The organism is Arcicella sp. BE140, assembly GCF_031456255.1.
GTDB lineage: Bacteria > Bacteroidota > Bacteroidia > Cytophagales > Spirosomataceae > Arcicella > Arcicella aquatica.
Genome location: NZ_JAVDUE010000025.1, coordinates 25464 through 44054 on the forward strand (window position 1 = coordinate 25464; position 18591 = coordinate 44054).

Sequence of the window (18591 nt, forward strand, 5' to 3'; positions counted from 1 at the left end):
AAACTCACTAACTCACAACTATTTCAATCACTAAATCACAATTATTTAACCCACCTCTGTGCTACTGCCACGGCGTATTCAACAAAAGATTTTACAGTAAATTCATATATTTTATTACCTGTTGATTCTGAATGCTCATCTAAATTTGATGATGTTTCATGCGACTCATAGATTCTTGGCGAAACCACTGAATATTGATGCGTGAAATTGATAATTTTATTAATCACGGTTGTCAATTCTAAACAAGGAATTTTTCCGCCACGTCCGTTCGAAACCCCTGCCAAAGCAAATACTTTGTTATCAAAAAGATGCACAAAATCCTTTGAACCTAATTGGTGTAGCGCATTTAATAAATCTCCGTTCACCGTCCAATTATACTCTGGACTTACAAAAAAAACTAAATCGGCTTTTGCCCAAGCACCAATCAATTCGCTTTGAAAAGGAGTTAATTCATCTTTATTAATTACTCCTCTTCCTACTGAAGGAATATCAAAATGATGAAAATCTACCACCGTGGTTGACTCAAAACCTTCCGCAGAGAGTACTTTTTGGAGGTATTTAGAAAAGCGTAATGAGTTGCTGTTTTTTCTGGGCGATGTGGCAATAATAGCAATATTCATAATGTATGTTTTAGGGAAATGGGTATTAATTAAGCCGTAAATTACAAAAAATGTTTAATCTATAGAGTTAACCGATATCGCTATAAAAATAGTTCACAGGTATTTCATGATAGACTTAAGTCAAGAAAAGATATATTTGTTGCGAAACTCTTCAAAAACATTGTAAATTTTACTTATCTCATCCAAAATCATGCAAAAATCAACTAGAAGACAATTTTTAGAAAACTCAACAGTAGCTTTAGCTACAGGAACTATTATGACAGGTATTGCTACCACAGATTCAGAAGCCGCTGCACCAGTAGCTGGCAAACTTTCGTTTATTCATCATGTATTTTTCTGGTTGAAAGACCCTTCTAATAAAAAAGACCATGACCAATTATTAGCAGCCTTGAAAGCTTTAGGAAAAATAGAAGTAATCAAATCTGCACATATTGGACTTCCTTCTATCAATGATTTTGACAAGCCCGTAACTGACGCTTCTTATTCTTTTTCAGTAATGTTGATTTTTGCTAGTAAAGAAGATGAAGAAAAGTATTTGGTACATCCATTACACAAAAAATTCGGAGCAGACAATCATCACTTATGGTCTAAAGTAGTAGTTTATGACTCAGCAGATATATATGTTCAGTAGTGAATAGACTCTTTTGAAGCTTAATCGGCAATATAAGTAAAGACTCTAGTATTTTATTAATATATTTTTGACGAAACAATTAAAAAGTATTAGTTTTAAAGTAAAATTATCCTTTTTAATTATCGAAGCTGTTTAAACTTTCCGTTTCGGGTTAAACTAAGTCTTTTAGAATAGCTTGTTCCAAAATTTACTCAACGTAGCGATGCTATACTTCGCAAATTTTGAAAAAATCAATTCAAAAATACAATGCTTTCACCTCAGAATCCGAAAGTTTAAACCGCTTCATTCAAAAAATAACCCTTAAACAAGTTTTCAATGACCACACAATCCAATCAAAAGTCCCATCTTTATACTTTAATGACAGTATGGTTCTTTTGGAGTTTCGTTGCTGCCTCAAACGGTATTTTAATTCCTTTATTCAAGGAAAAATTTGGTTTAGAACAATGGCAAGCACAATTGGTTGATTTTGCATTTTATATCGCTTATACGGTTGGTTCTATTTTATACTTTATCGTTTCAAGTGCCATAAAAAGTGATATCTTGAACAAAATCGGCTACAAAAATGGGATTGTGTACGGTTTAATTATATCGGCGTTAGGTACTTTGCTATTTTATCCAGCAGCCGAAATGAAATCTTTTCCTTTATTATTGTCAGCATTGTTTATTGTTGGTTTAGGGTTCTCGCTTCAACAAACGGCTACACAGCCATTTATGATTGCCCTCGGACCACCTGAAACGGGTTCACACAGAATTAACTTAGGTGGTGCTGTAAACAATTTAGGAGGGACTATTGGCCCAGTTATCATCAGCTTCGCCATATTTGGTTCAATTGCGGCCGATGCTGCTAAAAATGCAACCATCGAATCTGTGAAATTACCTTATTTGATTCTAGGAGCACTTTTTGTATTAATGGCTATTTTCTTCAAAGTTTCTAAACTACCAAGAATAACGAATGACGAAGAAGTAGAAATCGGAACAGGTGTATTGAAATACCCACAATTATTAATGGGGATGTTTGCTATCTTCATGTACGTGGGGGTTGAAGTAACCATCGGTAGTAATTTAGGTGAATACTTAAAAGTAACTCAAGGCTTAGATTCTTCTCAGATTTCACACTACGTTTCAATGTTCTGGGGAAGTATGATGATTGGTCGTTGGACGGCCTCAATCAGTAATTTTGACGTTACTCCGACTACTAAAAAACTATTGACTATCATTGTGCCATTCGTAGCTTTTGCCATTGTTTTAGGTGTAAATACATTGCACGGAAGCAATATGAGCGATTTGTACGCTTATGGTATTTGCGTATTGATTATGATTGCGGCGTTCTTCTACTGCGATGAAAAGCCTGTAAGAACATTATTGGTTTTCTCTGGAATGGGTGCTTTAGCCATGATAATCGGTTTAGTATCTAGCGGAACTGTTACTTTATTCGCTTTCATTAGTGGAGGTTTGTTCTGCTCGGTTTTATGGCCATGTATTTTCTCGTTGGGTACAGCAGGTTTAGGAAAATATACCAACCAAGGTTCAGCATACATGATTATGATGATTTGTGGTGGTGCCGTAGTGCCTGTATTGCAAGGTATCGTGGCTGATACAATCGGTATTCAACAATCTTATTTTGTACCAATTATTTGTTTCTCTTACTTAGTATTTTTTGGAATAAGAGTACAAAGTGTATTGAGAAGACAAGGAATTGATTTTGATAATGCTGTTGTTACAGGCGGTAAAGGTCATTAATAATTAATGGAATTACATTTTCAAAAATTTGGAAACGGACAAAAAATCCTGCTCGCCTTTCATGGAATTGGGCAGGATTTTTTGTGTTTCCAACAATTTGGCGAAACCTTTGGTGATACCTACACTACCTATGCATTTGACCTCCCTTTTCATGGAAAAAGCATCAATAACCATCTCATAAATGGAATTATTACCAAAAAAAATTGGAAAGATTTTTTGAAAAGTTTTCTACACCAAAATAATATCGATTCTTTTTCAATAGTAGGCTTTAGTATGGGTGGTAGATTTGCTTTGGCTACACTAGAAGCATTTCCCGAAAAAGTTGAAAACCTAATACTAATTGCGCCAGATGGCATTTCTGAGCATCCAATTTATGCCTTTGCCACACATTTTAATCTGACGAGGAGGTTGTTCAAATACGTTATTTTTAAAGAAGATAAGCTATTGGTATTAACCAAGCTTTTTGCCAAAATGCGGATTGTCCCCGAAAGTTCTATACGCTTCGCCCATAGAATGCTTGATACTCCTCGCAAAAAAAAGCAAGTTTTTGAATCATGGACTGGTTTTAGGCATTTAAAGTTTGATATGAGCAAACTATCAGCAGTAATTAATTCACGAAATATTAAAGTAAGTATTTTCACAGGAAAATACGATACTATTCTACCGACTAAACAAGTATTGCCTCTCTCACAAAAATTACCAAATGCTCAGATGATAACACTTGAAGCTGGACATACAAAAATGCTTGAAAAAGTAGTAGAATACCTACAAATGAATGATAAAATAATATAAAGTGACATCTATCCGACTATATTAAAACAATTATCCTTCCAATTTCGTATATCATTTGTATTATCATGTATAATGCGTAGCTTTCATTATCAACAAACGGTTAATACCATAATCATTTATGAGTTTTATCAATGCTATAGGTACGGCTGTTCCTGAAAACTGTTTTCCTCAGATTCAAATTGCGGAATTCATGGCTTCTGCACTTCAAATGAATGAATACGACCAACGAAGACTAAAAGCGCTGTATCGTTCTACCAAAATCAATCAACGATACTCTGTATTAACAGATTATGGTAAAACTATTGATGAGTACGAATTTTACCCAAATACATTAGATTTAGAACCATTCCCAAGTATTTCTCAAAGAATGGTTGCCTATAAAAAATATGCATTGCCTCTTTGCCTAAAAGCGATTGATAACTTAGGCACTCTTCCAGACATCACGCACATCATTACCGTAAGTTGCACAGGAATGTATGCTCCAGGACTTGATATTGAAATTATTGCGTCTTTACAGTTAAACACTACTATTCAGCGAACCGCTATTAATTTCATGGGCTGTTACGGGGCATTTAATGGCTTAAAAATGGCCGATGTTATCTGTAAAGCTAATCCAACAGCGAAGGTATTGGTTATTTGTGTAGAGTTATGCACACTTCATTTCCAGAAAAAAATGGATGAAGATTTTCTCTTATCCAATGCATTATTTGCAGATGGAGCTGCGGCTGTTTTAATAACAGGAACGCCTTCAGCGACGGGACAATCATTGGCATTAAAATCGTTTTTTTGTGATTTATACCTTGAAGGAAAACAAGATATGGCTTGGCAAGTAGCCGACTTTGGCTTTGAAATGACGCTCACTTCATACATTCCGAAATTGGTAAAATCAGGCATTAAGGCACTAACAGATAAATTATTAGAAAACTGTGGTTTGATTACACAGGATATTTCATTATATGCTATGCATCCTGGGGGAAAAGCTATCTTAGAAGCCATTGAAACGGCGCTAAGTATTAGTGTGGAGGACAATCGGTATGCCTATCAGATTCTGAGGGATTACGGAAATATGTCGTCGACAACAGTACTTTTTGTATTGAAGGCTATCATCGAAGATGTAGCAAATGTTCGCAAAAACCAACATATTCTAAGCTGTGCTTTTGGGCCAGGACTGACGTTAGAATCGATGATTCTGGAAATCGTTTAGCGTTTCTCTAAAAACCATACTTCAACGAGAACATAATTCCGCTACTGTATAAATTAACCTTTCCTCGCCCTACTTCTTTCAAAGGTGCTTTCAAATAAGGTTCTGCTTGGATAGAAAGATGGTTATTGATTCGTTTCTCAAACCCAAATGAAATATTCAAGCTACTCATAAAATAATCATTATCTCTTTTCCAAGATACATATCTAGGGAAATTAGGTGGCACTGTAGCTGTTTCAGGATAATAATATTCATATCCTTCTGTCAACATCAAATAAGAAGATGCCCCTGCACTTACAAACCAAGTATCTTTAGCTTTCTGTAAAACATTGTAACGGACATTAAAAGGTATATCCAAAATTTGACAATCGCCCTCAACACTTGTAGGCAAAACAGGGCGGGTAGCCCAGTTTTTTGCCCACGCATGATAGTTTTCGATACCCGTACTGTATTTTTTTGAACTATAAACTGCTCCTGTTTGAATAACGATACGCTTCGTGATATTATACTCGAATAATATCCCTGCCGATTTGCCCAGTGCAAAACCAGCTAAGCTTTCTACTCCATTTGCATCTGGTGCAATAGATAATCTAACCCCAAAACGTGAAAATTTATTAGATTTAACAAGCGGACTAACACGAGGTTCACTGCTACTCTCTTCAAATTCTGGCAAAGTGATTTCTAACGCTGATTTCAGTGGCTTTAAGGGCTTGCCAGTAAGTAATGACAAGCTTTCAGATGTTTTTAATGTATTATCTCTTGTCACATTTCCTTGGGTGAATGATACTCCCTCTCCTATCTCTTTTTGCCCAATATTATCTATACTTTTTTGTCTATCACTCTTTATTTCTGCCTGACGAATATTCGATACCTCCTGAACTCGACTAGTATAATTAAAATTAGTAAATGATTTAGAGGTTACTTTATTTTTTGCTAAGCTTGGGATAGACTTAAATATTTTTAATGCCTTTGAATTGACTTTTTCATTGCGTTTTGAAACAGCATCAACCTTATTTTCTATCACTGTGCCTTTATCAACACTTTCAACTTTAGGTTGTACGGTTATTTTTTTATCATCAGGTATTGAAACAGCATTAGAATTAGCAATATTTTCACTTAGTTCTTCTCCCTTTGTAGTGCTTTGTTTAGATGCTTTTGATACCTCTTTTTGACTTTCTAATTGATTATTGTTTAGTTGGGTTTCCGTTGTTAGTTTATCTGTGAGGTTGTTTTTAGTAAAATAATAGATCGTAATACCACCCACAAAACATAGCAAAAACAACAATAATAACCATCTTTCGTATTTATAACGACTTTCTGGTATTATTGCAGACTGCGGCGCAAGCTTATTTTTAAGTTTATCCAGAGACGACTGGTCAAACGGGATTTCTACCTTATCAGAGGCTTCTCTGAAAAGGTCATCCAGTTCATCATCGGACATATCCCACCACTTATCTGACATCTTTTTAGTAAGATTCTTTGTTGAATCTTTATTTTATTCTTTTGTTATTTTTAAAAACGTTTACTTAACATTTCCCTCAAATTAACCCTCGCACGAGCTAAGTTTGACTTTGAAGCACTCACTGAAACGCCTAGCATCTTTGCTATTTCTTCATGCGAATAACCATCTATGGCAAACAAACTAAAAACAGTTCGATAAGTTGGAGACAGCCTTTGCACAAAAGATAATAGTTCTTCATAAGCAAGATTAGCTGATGCATCATCACTCCTATCGCTCAAATTTTCTGCATATTCTATATCATCATGGTCGTAATATTTATGGTTTTGCCTGTAATAATCTAGTGCAGTATTAACCATAATTCTTCTGAACCAATTCTTAAACGATTTATTCAAATCAACCTTATCGGCATTGTTAAATACTTTTATAAACCCATCATTAACAATCTCCACAGCCTCATCCCGCGTTCTGGTATAACGCAAGCAGACACTCATACCGTAGCCATAAAACTGCTTGTATAGCAATTCTTGACTCTTAGAATCGCCGTTACGGCATCCTTCGAGTATGATTTGGAGGCTATTATTCTTATCTGTAATAATGGGCATTTTGAATACGTTTCATTACCATTACGGTTTTTATCACAAAAGGTTGCGTAATAATATAGACAATATATGTTTTTTTTTATTCTTTCCTTATTCAACAATTAAGATAACTATCCCAAACCAATAATTCATGATTTTCAAAGTTTTTAATTAACTTTGTTTGATTATACCCCCTTAAACACATGACTATCCATAAAGAAAGTAAAGGTACTATTTTAGTTACAATCATTTTTTTACTCATTTTAAATAGTGCAGTTGCTTATTTTTTCGTTGAAAATAAAATATTAAGCAATGCTGTATACGCTTTTAGTGTAGTTTTTGCATTAATAATTTTACAATTTTTTCGTGTACCTGTTCGTACAACAGAAAAAAATTCAAAACACGTCATTGCTCCAGCTGATGGAAAGGTAGTGGTAATTGAAGAAGTGGTTGAAACTGAATATTTCAAAGAACCACGCCGACAAGTTTCTATTTTTATGTCGCCTATCAATGTTCATATCAATTTCAATCCAATTTCTGGTATTGTTTCTTATTTCAAATACCATCCTGGGAAATATTTGGTAGCTTGGCATCCAAAATCAAGTACTGATAATGAAAGAACAACCGTTGTGGTAAAACACGATAACGGCACGGAGGTTTTGTTCCGTCAAATTGCAGGAGCATTAGCTCGTAGAATTTGCTGGTATGTAAAAGAAGGACAGGCTGTAGAACAAGGAAAAGAATTTGGCTTTATCAAGTTTGGCTCAAGAATAGACATTTATCTTCCTTTAGATGCTAAAATTTTAGTGAACTTAGAAGACAGACCAATAGGCGGTGAAACAGTGATTGCTGAATTAGCCTAATATTTTTCTAAACAATATATATCCAGAAGGGTAAATTAAAAATTTCAAGTATTTTTAATTTACCCTTTTTGTGTTTAAAACCATTTTTATACTTCAATCTCAAGAAATGTTCAATCGTTTATTATTTATTATTGTTGTTTGTTTACTTTGGAACTGTTCTAGTTCAAATAAAAAGGAGACTTATGTTCCTCCTGTCCCTTCTAATAAAACTGGGAAAGAATTAGCCCAGACCTACTGTAGCAGTTGCCATCAACTACCCTCCCCTGATTTATTAGATAAGACTACTTGGGAAAGAAGCGTGTTGCCTAAAATGTCGTATAGATTAGGGTTAGAGCCTGATATTTTTAAAGTGTACAACGGAATGTCTCCCGAGGAATTACCAATTCTTGCAGCTGCCAATGTATTTCCTGAAAAGCCTGTGATTGCCCCAGAAGATTGGGCTAAAATCATAAAATATTATATCAATAACGCTCCAGAGAAACCCCTTCCACAAGCCCCAAAAGAAAAAGTTTCTGTGGGCTTAAGCAACTTTAAGGTGGTAGAAATACAAGGAATTCCCAACAAAATACCTTATGTAACTTTTGTTAAATTTAATCCTGCTCAAAAAAATATCTATATAGGCTGGCGCGGATTACAAAGTTTTCTGAAAATTTATGATTTAGGATTTACACAAACAGATTCGTTGAGTGTTCCTAGTCCTGTTTCAGATATAGATTTTTCTACAAAAAATAAGAGAGTATTAACCATGGGTTTGATGGATCCTAATAATTTCAGCAAAGGTAGTTTGTTCGAAATCAATGCTCAGAAACAACAAAAGCCTATTATAGAATCATTACAGAGACCTGTACAGGCAACTTTTGGCGATTTAAATCAGGATGGACAAGAGGATTTTATCCTTTGCAATTTTGGCAACGAAATCGGGAAATTAGCTTGGTATGATGGTAAAAATAAGCAAGAACACCTTTTAAAGGCACTACCAGGGGCAAGAAATACATTCATCAAAGATATGAATGGCGATAACCTGCCCGACATTGTGGCATTGATGACGCAAGCCCGAGAAGGTATTTTTATCTTTTACAACAAAGGCAATGGGAATTTTGAAGAAAAACAAGTCCTCTCTTTTCCTGCGGTTTATGGTTCTAGCTACATGGAGTTAGCAGACTTCAACAAAGATGGCTTCATGGATATTTTGTATACCAATGGTGATAATGCTGATTTTTCCATTACGCTCAAAAGTTATCATGGCATCAGAATTTTCATGAATGACGGCAAAAACAATTTTAAGCAAACTTATTTCTACCCGATGTTTGGAGCATCCAAAGCGATGGCAGCCGATTTTGATTTGGATGGAGATTTAGACATCGCTGTGATTTCATTCTTTACAGACCCCACACAAAAGCCTCATGAGGATTTCTTGTTATTAGATAATCAAGGGAATAATCAGTTTAAGGTGGCTACGTTCCCTGAGGCTACTCATGGGAAATGGATGGTAATGGATGTAGGAGATATGGACCAAGACGGCGATGCTGACATTATATTAGGCTCGTTTTTACGAAGAGGTATGCCTGATGTTGAACAGTTAAACATGGGTAGAAAATTGCCTCCTTCTGCGATTATTTTAGAAAATAAAAAGAGAACAGCAAAGGCCGTTCTCTAATATACTTTTTATCTTGTTCATGAAGTCGAATATGTTTTCCTCTTCATGAACAAGATTGATGATTTATAATTTTACACCATTTCTTCTATTAGCTTAATGATTTGCGATAGTCCTTCTGCGTCTGCTTCAGAAAAATCGTCTAATTCATCTGAATCTACATCAAGCACTAGGAATACTTCTCCATTTTTGTTGATAGCAGGTAACACTATTTCAGATTTTGATGCCGACGAACAAGCAATATGCCCAGGGAAGGCCTCTACATCGGGCACTATGACAACTTCTTTAGTCGTATAGGCATGCCCACAAACACCTTTATTAAAATTGATGCGTGTACAGGCAATAGGGCCTTGGAAAGGTCCTAATACTAATTGATTCTCTTTCTTTAGATAAAACCCTACCCAAAAGAAATTGAAAGCTTCTTTTAAGGCTGCTGATATATTAGCAAGATTTGCCGTTAAATCGTTTTCTCCTGAAACAAGCGATTTGATTTGTGGCAAAAGACTTTCATAAATTTCTTTACGATTAGTCGTTGATGGAATATACAAACTTTCTGACATGCGTATTAAGCGGTAATAGGTTGGAAGTAGCGTTTCATCCAGCTTTGTGCTGCACTTACTTGCCAATTGTTTTTAAATTCGCCGATATTAGCCACTAAATTATTAAAGATTAAGGTATCAGGATGAATGATTCCTTCGGCTACAAGGCTTTTAATTTTCAACATCTCTACAGTATGAATAGCATCTTGATGAATAAAAGCGATAGAACGATCAAAGAAATTAATGTTCATTTCAGCACTAAGCTCTTTCAACCACCGTGTAGAAGCATCAATAGAACAGCCAGACGCTTGATTCTGGGCTTCGTCTACGGCTACTACAATAAAACGGTTGTGTAATATTTTTACCGAACCTACTAAAGGAACGCCATGTGCTGCCCACTGATTTACCTGTGCTTCAAGGGTCTCTAGCACATAAATAAATTCAGTATCGCTTAAATTTTTATCAGTCTGATATACCCAAACACGGGCATAATCGGGCATTTTTTCAAAAGGAATAAACATGTTTTTTCTGTTTTCTTTTTCACTAAAGAGATAATGATTTTTAAGCAAAATCAGTTCCTAAAAATTAACGGCTTTAATTTGTAACTTCAAAAGTTTACAAATTAAAGCCGTTGACGTATATAGCTAATGAGTTGAAAGTTTATGAGTCAAAGGGATTTTATAAACTTCATTCTCCTTCCTTTTATTGGTGTTCGTCTCTTAGTAAATCATTCACTGTTTTCACAGGATTGAATGTAATTAAAGGTACTTCAACAAAAATGGTGTTCCAGTCAGCCATTGCTCCATTCCAAAGACCCGGCAACTCTTGCGCTTTCAAGTCTTTACCATCTTTAGATTTTTGGGTAACAAACCCTGTTTTGGAATCACGGAATTTTAGCAAATCAAATTTTTCCCCCTTGCTATTTTTCAACGCACAAATTAAATCTACAGGGTTGAAGTGTGTTGAATTATTAAAAATTTCTTTTTGTTTTTCATCTTCTAAATCAACTTGTGCCGATTCAACAATTTGTAAAGAAGTAGTTCTGTCAGCATTCTTACACCAGAAAGGACCTCCACCTGGCTCACCAGTATTTTTCACAACCCCACAAACACGAAGCGGACGATTAAGCTTTTTAAGGAAATAAGCTATTTTGTCGTTATGAGGTAAATCTGTAAAATTCGATGGCTGTAATACACACAATTCTTTTTCAAAAAATTCAGTCAATTCTATAATCAAAGGTTGCGAAGCAAACTGTGTTAATTGATGCTGATAGTCGAATATTTTGTCTTGATAATACACCAATACTCCTGCCAAAGCCTTTTTATAGTCATAGGTAGTTTGTTTGATACGGTCTGGCACCACATTATCAATATTTTTGATAAACACGATGTTGGCATCAATATCATTCAAATTAGCTAGCAATGCCCCGTGACCTGCTGGACGAAACAATAATGACCCATCTTTTTCACGAAAAGGTGTGTTGTCTAGGTTTACCGCAATGGTATCTGTCGAACGACGCTGTTCAGAGAAAGTAATTTCGTAGCTCACACCAAAAGTAGCTTCATAAGTAGGCACTACCTTATCCAATAACATCTTAAAGCGAGTTAAGTGTTCAGGCGAAACCGTAAAATGTAGCTTTACAATGCCATCGGTGTTAGCATAATTTGCTCCTTCTACCAAGTGTTCTTCAATGGCTGTTCTATTGCCTGTTTCATATTTATGAAACTTTAAAAGTCCTTTTGGTAAAGAGCCATATTCCAATCCTTTGCTTGTTAAATAATAGTCGGCAATGGTTTTTTCGTCGGCATTTTCAGGGAGAACTTTCTGCAAATCGTCATAAAATGCAAACTCAGGTAATCTTTCGAAGAACTGATTCGTTGATTTATCTGATTTTCCTTCTTCCAAAAAGGCAAATAAAGACTTAAACATCCTTGAGGCTGCACCCGATGCAGGAACAAATTTTAATGGCGTAATGCTTTTCACTTTACTTTCATAAAGGCTTACATATTCGGCCAATTTCTCGTCAGAAAGCTGTATAACACCATTTTCAGGAGTAGCGGCCTTTTGAAGCTGCATGAATGGGAATCCATCTTTGAAATCCTGAATTTGCTGTTCAACAGTTTCTAAGTTAATGCCTAATTCTTGAATTTGATTGAGGTCGTTTTGAGTAAACATAGTAATTTGGTTTGCGGTAATCAATATATGCAGTAATAACTTATTATCTTTCTTACAAATATATAAGTAAAAAATTATACCAGCCTGTTAGGTATTATTTTTTATAAATAATGCCATTTTTCATCACAAATATCACATTTTTGATATGAGAGATGCTCTTTTCAGGCTCTCCTTCAACGGCTATTATATCTGCAAAATAGCCATTTTTTATTCTTCCTAGCTCTTTTAGTTTAAATACTTCTGCATTAATAGCGGTGGCCGATTGTAAAACATCCATAGGTTTCATCCCATATTCTACCATCAATTCCATTTCACGGGCATTTTCGCCATGCGGGAACACACCGACATCTCCACCCATACAGATTTTCACGCCTGAATTTAAAGCTAGTTTAAAACTCTTGCGTTTTTCCTGAATACGTGTTGGCTCAGGTTCTTGTCCTTTTTTCCAGCCTTTGTATTGGGTAGTGGCATCACCAGCGGCCAAAGTCGGGCAAAAACATACCCCCTTTTCTTTCATTAAGGCAAATACTTCCGCATTTCCGCCGTCGCCATGTTCTATTGTTTTGATACCCGCCATAATTGCCCTTCGCATTCCTTCGGCCGTAGAAGCATGAGCAACAACATCTCTCCCGGAACTCTTGGCAATATCAACGACTAATTTTAATTCTGACTCCAAAAAAGTAGGCTGAGCATCTTTAAAAAGTCCCCAACGATAATCAGCATATACTTTTATGACATCTGCTCCTTTGCCGATTTGGGTTCTCACGGCTTTGGATAAATTATCTATCCCGTCGGCCTCCTCTGCTCCTTGTATGACATTTACATCCGACTGGAAGCCTTTTGGTCCATAACTACCTGTAACGACCAAAGCCCGCCCTGCTACCAACATCCGTGGGCCTGCAATAATCCCTTTTTCAATAGATTGCTTCAAACCTACATCATCATAGTCTGAGCCTTCTGTCCCTAAATCTCTAACAGTAGTAAAGCCAGCCATCAAAGTGTTTTTGGCATGGACAGTCGCCCTGACGATGCGTTCAGCACGAGATTCTTTCAGTACTTGGTCGTCCCAAGAAGTTTCGTTATACGGATGAAGTAACAAATGTGAATGTCCTTCAATCAGCCCCGGCAATAAAGTAGTATGAGGTAAATTGACAATTTCCGTATTTAACGGAACGTTTAGGTTTTCGCCCACAGCAATAATCTTATCTTTTTGAACCAATACTTGCCAGTTTTCATGAATCACCTCTCCATCAAAAACGCGTGAGGGTTTAAGCAAATAAGTATTTTGTTGTGCAAAAGATGGTAGGCAAAAGAATAAAAGGATTATTGAGTAAAGTAAATGTTTTTTCATGTTTGCTGAAGAAGTTAGTTTATAAACAAAAATAGCACGACTCGTGAGAATCGTGCTATTAAAATGATTTTTTGTTTGCAGATTAGTGGATTTTGGAGACTTTAGGACTAGAGGATGATGGACTAAAAGACATTAAGAATATATTTAGGCTAATGCTTCTATTTTGATAGTATTATCTCAATATTGACCAATCTATCATCCTGTTATTCTAACATCTAATAATCTCCCTATCCTTTAGTCCATCATCCTCTAGTCCTAAAGTCTCCAAAAACTATTTAATTCTAAAAACAGTCTTCATCTCATATCTCACTTTAATCTTCTGTACATCAATAGTACTTTCAGGCATGGCGTCTGCTGACTCTACTCTTGCTGATTTCATCCTCATGTTTGAATACATCGGTTCAGGGGCATATCCATTATCTATTTCATAGATTTCTAATGCTTCGCCCAATTGCTCGCCAATTCCTTCAAGTAAATACTTTGCCTTATCCTTTGCCGCTTGCAAGGCTTTTATTTTAATCTCTTTTCTTAATTGCTCTATTTTAGAATATTCAAAGCGTTCGATATTAGTAGAGGCAACGCCCTTATCATCTACCTTAGCAATGATTCCGTCGATTTTATAAAGATTAGAAACCTTAATGACATAGTTTTTACTTTCTAAAAATATCGTTGGTTTTTTCTTACCAAACCATTCACGATAGCCATTGATATTCCCTACTGTAAAGTTTTCTTTCGCAATACCGGCCTCTTCAACGCCCTTTTGGAGTTGTTTCTCTAAAGTCATAATATCAACTTTGTTTTTGTTGTCTTTGTCCTTAAAGTACTCTCTGAGCGTTACAGATACATATATTTCATCTGGCAATACTTCTTGTTCTGCACTTCCTGTTACTTCAATTTTTTTAGGTTGAGGTTTCTCTACGATTACTTGTTGTGCAGTGCTTGCAAAAGCTCCTAGTCCGAAAGGAACAACGAGCATTAATAGTTTAGCTAATTTTTTCATCTGATTGTTTAATTTGATTTGACAGGGAAACGAGCCTTTTGTGTGAAAAGTATTTTATTAACAAAAGATTAACATTGCACATAAAGATAAAAATAAAGAGCCACAAGATTGAGATTAATACTCAATTTGTGGCTCTTGGATAAAAATAGACTGTTGTTATTTATTGTACTGCAAAGCACTATCGTTAATAGTATATTTTCCAGATTTCATCAACTTTAGCATTTCTGCACCCGCCAATAACACAGGACCATAACCATGTGCTGCCAAAACATTCACTGGACGGTAATAATAAAAGGCTGGGTCAAAACCCATTCCTGTACCTACACAAACCCCTTCTACTTGCCCCTCTGCATTTACTTTGGTAGCTACAGCATTCCATGCTAATAAGGTCGCTGGGCCATACGCTTTAGCATCCAACCATCCTTTGTTAATGGCTCTAGCAAACGAATATGCATAAATAGCCGTTGCCGATGTTTCAAGGTATGAATCTGGGCGATCCAATAATTGGTGCCAGAAACCACTTCCTGTTTGGTATGAAGCCAAGCCTTTTGCATGGGCTTTTAACAATGTCAATACTTCTGCACGTCCTGCGTGATTCTCTGGTAAAACATCTAATAATTCAACCATCGTCAAAACAGCCCAACCGTTGGCGCGTCCCCAGTGGAATTCAGGATGCGTTTCCATATCAGCTACCCAACCGTGCATAAATACGTTTTTCTGGTGATTAAACATTCTTTTAGAAAACTGAGAAACTTGTTTAACAGCATCATCAAAATAACGATTATCGCCTGTTAGTTTACCCATTTGTGCTAATGCAGGCACTCCCATGAATAAATCATCTAACCAAAGTGTATTAGCTTGCGGACGATTACGTGCCAACGTACCATCAGCAAAGCGAAATTCTTTAGTGCTGATATAATTTATGTAGTTATCAATCAAAGGACGTAAATCTGTTTTGATGACCTTCCCTGTGGTTGCCTTAATCATAGCAGAACACACCGCACCACAGTCGTCTAAGGCATGTGGCATAACTACCTGACGAAGCCCTTTACTACTTGGATTTTGCTTTAATACTTCTTTGAAATAAGGAGCTTTCTCTGCTAGAAAAGTCATTCTTTTACGGGTATATTCATTAAAGCGGTCATCACCAGTAGCCTCGCTAGCTGCCAACATTCCTGAGTAAGTAACGCCCCATTCGTAGCTAGTTAAGCTAAAAGTTCCTCTTTCTACAACGGCACTAGTATCTATTTTAGAAAAATCTGTAATCTCCTTTTTAGTCGTATTGCTAATTACTTTGGTAGGTGTTACGGCATCCAAATATTTATGTACTCTATTGAGCAACTGGGTAACCTCCTCTACTTTCGGTGTAGTATAAGCCACAGGGTAATCTGGCTGAGCCGTATGAAGCATTTCTGAATGTAAAGATTTTTGCTGTGCCAAAGAAGGTAAAGCTGTACCTAAACATAACAGAAAGATAAAAGAGCTTTGTTTAATTTTTTTCATGCTTAAATGTATTATGGTTGTTGAGAGCATAAAGGCAATACTCTCAGAAATCTAATGAAGTTTAAGTATATTTCATGATAGGATTGGTTATTCAAGTATATAAAATGATTTAATTTGGCATAAATAATTAAAAAACAATAATATGTTTAATCACTCTCAGAAAACGTTTTATATCATTTTAGGTCTTTTTCTCATCAGCTTTGGTCTTTCAGCCCAAAAGCCCGTTGTTACTATTCCTATACAAACGGCTCAGAACGCCTTGGTTTTTCAAACAGATCAAGAAAATCGTCTCGGAACAGTATTCTTCGGCAAGAAACTCGCTCAAGCATCAGAATATCCTATAGTTTCTAAGGAATATAAAATCAGCGATGAAAATTCGGGGATTTTCAACTCCGTTTACACGCCTAGTGGTACTTGGAATTTAGTAGAACCTGCTATTCAAGTAAAACATGCTGACGGCAACACTTCATTAGAGCTAAAATACGTAAGCCATGAAATAACAAAAATTGACGAGAATGTTTCTCAGACAATGATTATCCTAAAAGATCCTGTTTATGCGGTAGAAGTTAGGCTTTTTTACAAGACCTATTTCAAAGAGAATGTCATCGAGCAATGGTCTGTTATCAAGCATCAAGAAGCTAAAAATATTACTTTACAAAAGTATGCTTCTGCCAATTTGTATTTCATGGCAGATGATTATTACCTCAATCATTATCATGGAGGTTGGGCAAAGGAAATGAAGCCAGAGGAAACAAAGCTAACGGCTGGTATCAAAACGTTGGATTCTAAGTTAGGTACAAGAGCTAATTTATTTCAGCCTCCTACGTTTATGTTGTCGTTTGATAAACCTGCTACAGAAGACTACGGAAAAGTATTGTTAGGCACATTGGCTTGGTCTGGTAATTTCAAGATTGATTTTGAACTGGATACTTATCATAATCTTCGTTTATTGGCTGGTATCAATTCTTTTGCCTCTGAGTACTCTCTGGCTAGTAACCAAGATTTCAAAACACCATCTTTTATTTTTACATTCTCTGATAACGGAAAAGGTGAAGCCAGTAGGAATATGCACAACTGGGCTAGAAAATATAGGATTTTGGATGGTGAAGGTTCAAGACTAACATTGCTGAATAACTGGGAAGCTACTTATTTTGATTTTGATGAGCCTAAACTGACAACACTTTTCAAAGATGGTAAAAAGTTGGGCGTTGATATGTTTTTGTTGGATGATGGTTGGTTTGCCAATAAATATCCAAGAAATGGCGATAATGCAGGCTTGGGCGATTGGCAAGAAAACCGCAAAAAGCTACCGAATGGTATTGGATATTTAGTAAAGGAAGCCACAAAGGCAGGCATTAAATTTGGGATTTGGGTTGAGCCTGAAATGGTAAATCCGAAATCTGAATTATATGAAAAACATCGTGATTGGGTCATTCGTGAACCTGAGCGTCCAGAGCAATATTTTAGAAATCAATTACCTTTAGACTTGTCGAATCCTGAAGTACAAGATTTTGTATATGGCGTAATTGATAATTTGTTTACAAAAAATCCAGAGATAGCCTTTATTAAGTGGGATTGTAATGCGGTAACATACAATGCTCATTCAGAATATTTACAGAAAAAGGGGTTACCTCAAACCCATTTGTACATAGAATATGTCCGAGGGTTGTATAAAGTATTAGAAAAAATCAGGGCTAAATATCCTAAAGTACCTATGATGTTATGCTCTGGCGGAGGTGGTAGAGTAGACTACGAAGCCTTAAAATACTTTACGGAATTTTGGGTAAGTGATAATACCGACCCACTTGAAAGAGTATTTTTACAATGGGAATATTCTTATTTTTATCCCGCTATCGCTCAGTGTAACCATATTACAGATTGGAGTAAAGTAGGTATTAAATACCGTACTGACGTAGCGATGATGGGTAAAATGGGTTATGATATTGTAGTAAGTGAGTTATCTGAAAAAGATTTACAGTTTAGTCAACAAGCCTTGACAAATTATAAGAATGTTAGTGATGTTATCTGGCATGGTGATTTGTATCGTTTGAAAAACCCTTGGGAGAATCCTTATGCTTCGTTGATGTTTAGTAATGCACAACAAGACCATGCGGTGGTATTTTCATACTTAACTACCAACAGATACGACCAAGTATTCAGTATTACGCCTGTGAAATTAAAAGGATTAGACCCTAAGAAACGATACAAGGTTCAGGAAATTAATATTTATCCTGATACGAAGTCTAGCTTAGCAAAAGACCTTGTTTACTCTGGCGATTATTTAATGAATGTAGGTATCAATCCAGATATTACACGCAGAAGAACAAGTGTAGTGATTGAATTGACAGCAGTAAAATAAGGGATTTTAGTAATAATGCTATATCAAAAAAACATGAGTCATCCCGAATTTTGTGGATGGCTTGCCAAATAAAAACCTCCTTGTTTATTTTGTGAATTACGACAAACACAAAAAACAGGAGGT

16 protein-coding genes are annotated in these 18591 nt (G+C 35.9%); 7 read left to right on the plus strand and 9 right to left on the minus strand.

Translation table 11 applies throughout. The features are described 5' to 3' along the window. Positions 1–41 precede the first annotated feature (41 nt). The gene (locus tag J2Y60_RS23720) at positions 42–620 is read right to left on the minus strand and encodes an NAD(P)H-dependent oxidoreductase (RefSeq protein WP_309924542.1); all 579 of its coding nucleotides are present in this window, start codon (positions 618–620) and stop codon (positions 42–44) included. 190 nt (positions 621–810) lie between these two features. On the opposite strand from J2Y60_RS23720, the gene J2Y60_RS23725 reads away from it, so the two are divergent. The 4 genes from J2Y60_RS23725 (at position 811) to J2Y60_RS23740 (ending at position 4987) form a co-directional block, all read left to right on the plus strand. Continuing rightward, positions 811–1251, plus strand: a complete 441-nt coding sequence (locus J2Y60_RS23725; protein WP_309924543.1) for a Dabb family protein — start codon at positions 811–813, stop codon at positions 1249–1251. 315 nt (positions 1252–1566) lie between these two features. Continuing rightward, positions 1567–2991 carry an MFS transporter gene (locus J2Y60_RS23730; protein WP_309924544.1) on the plus strand — a complete coding sequence of 475 codons (1425 nt, stop codon included), beginning with the start codon at positions 1567–1569 and terminating at the stop codon, positions 2989–2991. A 6-nt stretch (positions 2992–2997) separates the two neighbouring features. Then, on the plus strand, positions 2998–3783 hold the full coding sequence (locus J2Y60_RS23735; RefSeq protein ID WP_309924546.1) for an alpha/beta hydrolase: 786 nt from the start codon (positions 2998–3000) through the stop codon (positions 3781–3783). Between the two features lie 118 nt (positions 3784–3901). Continuing rightward, entirely contained in the window at positions 3902–4987 is a 1086-nt protein-coding gene (locus J2Y60_RS23740) for a type III polyketide synthase (RefSeq protein WP_309924548.1), read from the plus strand. Positions 4988–4994: 7 nt separating this feature from the next. Here J2Y60_RS23740 and J2Y60_RS23745 read toward each other — a convergent pair whose 3' ends face one another. Together J2Y60_RS23745 and J2Y60_RS23750 are read right to left on the minus strand one after the other, a co-directional pair. After that, positions 4995–6446: a hypothetical protein gene (locus J2Y60_RS23745; protein ID WP_309924549.1), complete on the minus strand. Its 1452-nt coding sequence runs from the start codon at positions 6444–6446 to the stop codon at positions 4995–4997. Between the two features lie 50 nt (positions 6447–6496). Further along, positions 6497–7048: a sigma-70 family RNA polymerase sigma factor gene (locus tag J2Y60_RS23750; RefSeq protein ID WP_309924551.1), complete on the minus strand. Its 552-nt coding sequence runs from the start codon at positions 7046–7048 to the stop codon at positions 6497–6499. A gap of 179 nt (positions 7049–7227) precedes the next feature. Here J2Y60_RS23750 and J2Y60_RS23755 point away from each other — a divergent pair, with 179 nt between their 5' ends. Further along, the gene (locus J2Y60_RS23755; RefSeq protein ID WP_309924552.1) at positions 7228–7887 is read left to right on the plus strand and encodes a phosphatidylserine decarboxylase family protein; all 660 of its coding nucleotides are present in this window, start codon (positions 7228–7230) and stop codon (positions 7885–7887) included. Positions 7888–7993: 106 nt separating this feature from the next. Further along, entirely contained in the window at positions 7994–9544 is a 1551-nt protein-coding gene (locus J2Y60_RS23760; protein ID WP_309924553.1) for a VCBS repeat-containing protein, read from the plus strand. 71 nt (positions 9545–9615) lie between these two features. Here J2Y60_RS23760 and J2Y60_RS23765 read toward each other — a convergent pair whose 3' ends face one another. From J2Y60_RS23765 to J2Y60_RS23790, 6 genes are all read right to left on the minus strand, one after another. Then, complete coding sequence (locus J2Y60_RS23765; protein ID WP_309924554.1) at positions 9616–10101, minus strand: GAF domain-containing protein; 486 nt, start codon at positions 10099–10101, stop codon at positions 9616–9618. Positions 10102–10106: 5 nt separating this feature from the next. Further along, positions 10107–10601: a hypothetical protein gene (locus tag J2Y60_RS23770; protein WP_309924556.1), complete on the minus strand. Its 495-nt coding sequence runs from the start codon at positions 10599–10601 to the stop codon at positions 10107–10109. A 181-nt stretch (positions 10602–10782) separates the two neighbouring features. Next, a complete protein-coding gene (locus tag J2Y60_RS23775) occupies positions 10783–12255 on the minus strand; it encodes a DUF4301 family protein (RefSeq protein ID WP_309924557.1) in 1473 nt (490 codons plus the stop codon). Between the two features lie 94 nt (positions 12256–12349). After that, complete coding sequence (locus tag J2Y60_RS23780; protein WP_309924558.1) at positions 12350–13606, minus strand: amidohydrolase family protein; 1257 nt, start codon at positions 13604–13606, stop codon at positions 12350–12352. Between the two features lie 271 nt (positions 13607–13877). After that, a complete protein-coding gene (locus tag J2Y60_RS23785) occupies positions 13878–14606 on the minus strand; it encodes an SIMPL domain-containing protein (RefSeq protein ID WP_309924559.1) in 729 nt (242 codons plus the stop codon). A 156-nt stretch (positions 14607–14762) separates the two neighbouring features. Further along, the gene (locus tag J2Y60_RS23790) at positions 14763–16109 is read right to left on the minus strand and encodes a glycoside hydrolase family 88 protein (protein WP_309924560.1); all 1347 of its coding nucleotides are present in this window, start codon (positions 16107–16109) and stop codon (positions 14763–14765) included. A gap of 142 nt (positions 16110–16251) precedes the next feature. Between J2Y60_RS23790 and J2Y60_RS23795 the strand changes: the two genes are divergently transcribed. Further along, positions 16252–18468, plus strand: coding sequence for an alpha-galactosidase (locus tag J2Y60_RS23795; RefSeq protein WP_309924562.1), 2217 nt, complete (start codon positions 16252–16254; stop codon positions 18466–18468). Positions 18469–18591 lie beyond the last annotated feature (123 nt).